This is a genomic window from Collinsella aerofaciens (assembly GCF_001405375.1).
GTDB classification, from domain to species: Bacteria; Actinomycetota; Coriobacteriia; order Coriobacteriales; family Coriobacteriaceae; genus Collinsella; species Collinsella aerofaciens_F.
The window spans coordinates 1-3,476 of sequence record NZ_CYYP01000030.1 but is presented as its reverse complement, the minus strand read 5'-3'; the positions used below and the strand labels follow the sequence as shown (position 1 = coordinate 3,476).

Below are 3,476 nucleotides of genomic sequence, written 5' to 3'. Positions count from 1 at the left end.
GCCGATACTCAAAGCCCATTGTGGCATCCCGAGCCCGCGGAAAGAAGCTGCGCCGCGGGGGAGGCGACCCAAATGGCTTTCTCATATCGTCTTCTTTTGCTTCGTACGCTGCTTAAGTGCCTCGGAAAGTCCGATAAGCGCCGTGAGGAGCGAGACCAAAGCGGTCAGGAGCTTCACGAAATCAATCAGATCGGTCATGGGCATCACCTCCCGTCGCATGGAGGGCGCTGCCCGGCACATGGAACTGCCGTCAACAACTGCCATTCTATCAAAGCGCGGTCATAAATACGAATATATGTTCGATAATAACAGCAACGTGATTCCCTCGAATAGCAGCCTTTCGTAAGGGCGGCAGAAGACGGCGCTGGGCGATTGGGGCTAGACGCGCAGGTCTTCGTCACCGAAAGCCCGTTTGATTAACCAGCCCTCTGTAGGTACACTGCATATTGATGGGCCCGGGATGACCGCTGATTCAAGTCACCGGGCCTAAATCTTTTTCATGCATTTGAATAGAGCGGTCGACTCTCTTGGGGCCGTCTGCATGGCGTGTGCTTGGCGCATGGTATATTGCGTCCCGCTTTCATGTCCGCACGGGTTCCTATCCTTACGGCAATGTAGCCGCCTATGTAGCAAGCGGCAGTTGACGGAGAAAGGCCCTAACCGTGTCAGCTGAAAAGACGCCGTGTATCTCGGCTATCGATACGACGAACTTTGCGCGCCAGATCGTGCTGGACTTTGAGTTTGCGCCGGTGCCAAAGCAGCGCCAGCGCCGTGGGCTGCGCAACGAGATTATCGAGGTCGGCGCCGTCAAGCTCGACTATCACGGCAACGTGGTTTGGCATCGAGTTCGACGAGTCGACGGGCCACGCCCACAGTGCCCTAGCCGATGCTCGTGTGACCGCCAAGCTGCTCAAGCAGATGATGGACGGGAACTACCGCGTGAGCCCGCGCGCCCAGGAGATCCGCCAACGATGGGGGATGGGCGAGCGAGCCCAGACGCGTCTCTCCAGCAAGTGCCCCGAGCTAGGTGACCTGCTGCTGAAGCTGAAGGCGGTGGGGAGGTAGGAGGCTCATTTGGCGACAAGCGGACGGAATGGTTGCGCGAAGGATTCTAGGATCAGCAGCAGAAGACTGCGTTTGGGATCCTACTCAAGGACGCGCTGACACTCGCTGGGACCAGGCAGGTCAAGAGCGTGGACATCGAGATGGCCTCCATTATCGAAGAGCGGCTTGCTAACATGATTCGCTGGACGGATAGGCAGAGACCCGTGACGCTGTGTGCGTTATCGTGCACAATGAGGTGTATAGGCTGCCAGTGGCGAACTATCCCGACGAGGTTCTGAGCAACTGCATCACCGAGATTTTCGAATACTTCTACGAAGAGGGATTTGGCGGCGTAGAGCAATCTGATTTTACGCGTTTGCAGGAGGAAGCCAGTATGGCAGACGAACTTGTTATTAGTGGTGGCGAGATAGTCTACACCATGCCTCAACTGCCTAAAGTTACATCTGCGCCGCTGAACGGTAGCGCCGTACTGGTTGGTTTTAAGGACGTTCCCAATGGGGAGGAGGTCCTCTTTGATTTTGACCCTCGGGCTGAAAAGGCTACGAAGCTCGACTATGAACTTGCAGTCGTTAGCGGGCTCCTCACGGGCGCGTTGAATATCCTTTGGCAGAAAGACTTCAACCTAGAGGATGCCAAAGAGTGGGGCGACGAGAAGGTTAGCAAATTCGTTCTTACGATTGCCAAGTCTGCGGGTATGACAAAGGCGGATGCAACTCTAGAAGACGCTATTCGCTTTCTAGAGAAAGAGTTTCCTCTTGCCGCGGACAAGCTGACTGCCGAGTTTGGCGGCGGGCTCCAACATCATCTGCGGGACTTCTCGCACCATCCGAGCTTGGTTGGCCTTGCGTGTTCGATCCTCTCGCAATTCACGTGCAAAGGCTATGGTACCGATACTGCCGGCCGGTTTGTTGCCTTTGACCTGCCTGCCGCCGCCTTCGATCTCGACTGCCCTCTTATAGGCAGGAACGTTCCAGAGAAGATCGCGTTCGGCACTCTGTTCTGGGCGACGCATCTCATGAGCGACATGGCGGGGTCTAGTTCAAACCCCGGTAAGGGGACGGGTATTCCCGGCGTCGTGTTATCCCTGCTAAAGGAGCTCTCCTCCCTGCCAGTTTTTCAAGACGTGCAGATTGCCTATAAGGGCGAGGATATTCGCATTCAGCAATGGATCTCAAAGCTGTTTAACGGAACGGCGTTCAAAACCGAGGACGGTAAGCCCATTCGCTTCGACCTTCGGACGGAAGTCGGTCTTCTCGATCAGGCTTTAAGCCAGGTGCCAGCAGTCGTGGCCAACGAGGTTATCGTTCGCTGTCTCTACATGCTTTCAGGGCTCAAGGCCGAGCTAGAGCGTTGTGAAGTGAGCAAGGTCTCCGGCTTGAACAAACTCAAGGCTTCGCATTTTATGCCCTATAACAGTAGGGCCCTCACTCGCATGGTCACGGTTTCGAGCACTTCGTTTGTTCTGGCGAATCTGGCGACGGCGGCGGTCAGGGCGGGTATCGAATGCGAGGGGAACAAGGTCATGTTCGCCCAGAAGTTCTTCTTGCGTATAAACTACGTCGGAGTTGGACGCCTTGCGTTTGCACTCCATGCCGACTGGGGCTATATGGCGGAGGAAATGTCCGAGGCTTGGACTGAGCGCGCCAGGCGCCGCCAGGATATCTTCGATGGATTTCACTTTTATAGCCTAGATAGAGAAACGACGAGGATTGCCTTCTCGCTGAAGCTTGCCGCCATCAACTACGACTGCGGGAACGAGAAGAACGAAGTGCGCAAAGGGCAAAAGAGGAGCTGGGCCCGCGCGTGGCAGGATTCGGTTGCGGATGGTCTAGGCATTGATGCAGACGGCTACTTTTTGAGCGAGGAAGATGCGTACGGAGCCCTTGAGACAGTTTCGCGGCGGCGAGGCGGTAAAGTTCGCGCCTTACTTGTTGCACAGGAGCTGGTTGAGTTTCGCCTCTATTCCCAGATGGGAGATGAAGAGAAGAAGGAATACAAAGGTTTGAAGGAGAGTGGATCTTGGGTTAAACGCGAATTTCCCAGGAGACAAGACGCGGTTGATTTGGACGCCGTACGTTCCCTAGAGAAGCAATGCGGGGCGCATATCCGTGAGCTCTCAGGTACATTGCCAAAGGTCTTGGTAGGCGGCGCCATTGCCGTGGCGGCGGCCCTGGGCACAGGAGGAGTGGCCGCGGCATTGGCTCCGGATATTGCTGTCGGTATCTTTGGAGGCTCGTTTGTCGGCCTTCACGGGGCTGCGCTCGTCAATGCGAGTCTTGCTGCTGCTGGCGGCGGCGCCTTGGCCGCCGGCGGCATGGGCATGGCCGGTGGCACCGCTTTAATTTCAAGACTTTAGTCCGCTGGCCGCGCAGCGGCCAGCTTTAAACCACCCGCTACGCGGGTGGAGACAA

The 3,476-nt window shown here is 56.3% G+C and carries 2 protein-coding genes; both read left to right on the top strand.

Annotated elements, in window-relative coordinates:
* The first annotated feature begins 771 nt into the window (after window positions 1–771).
* Window positions 772–1,065, top strand: a complete 294-nt coding sequence (locus tag ARB25_RS09540; protein ID WP_055287658.1) for a hypothetical protein — start codon at window positions 772–774, stop codon at window positions 1,063–1,065.
* A gap of 250 nt (window positions 1,066–1,315) precedes the next feature.
* Window positions 1,316–3,421, top strand: coding sequence for a hypothetical protein (locus ARB25_RS09535; RefSeq protein WP_055287656.1), 2,106 nt, complete (start codon window positions 1,316–1,318; stop codon window positions 3,419–3,421).
* Window positions 3,422–3,476: the final 55 nt, after the last annotated feature.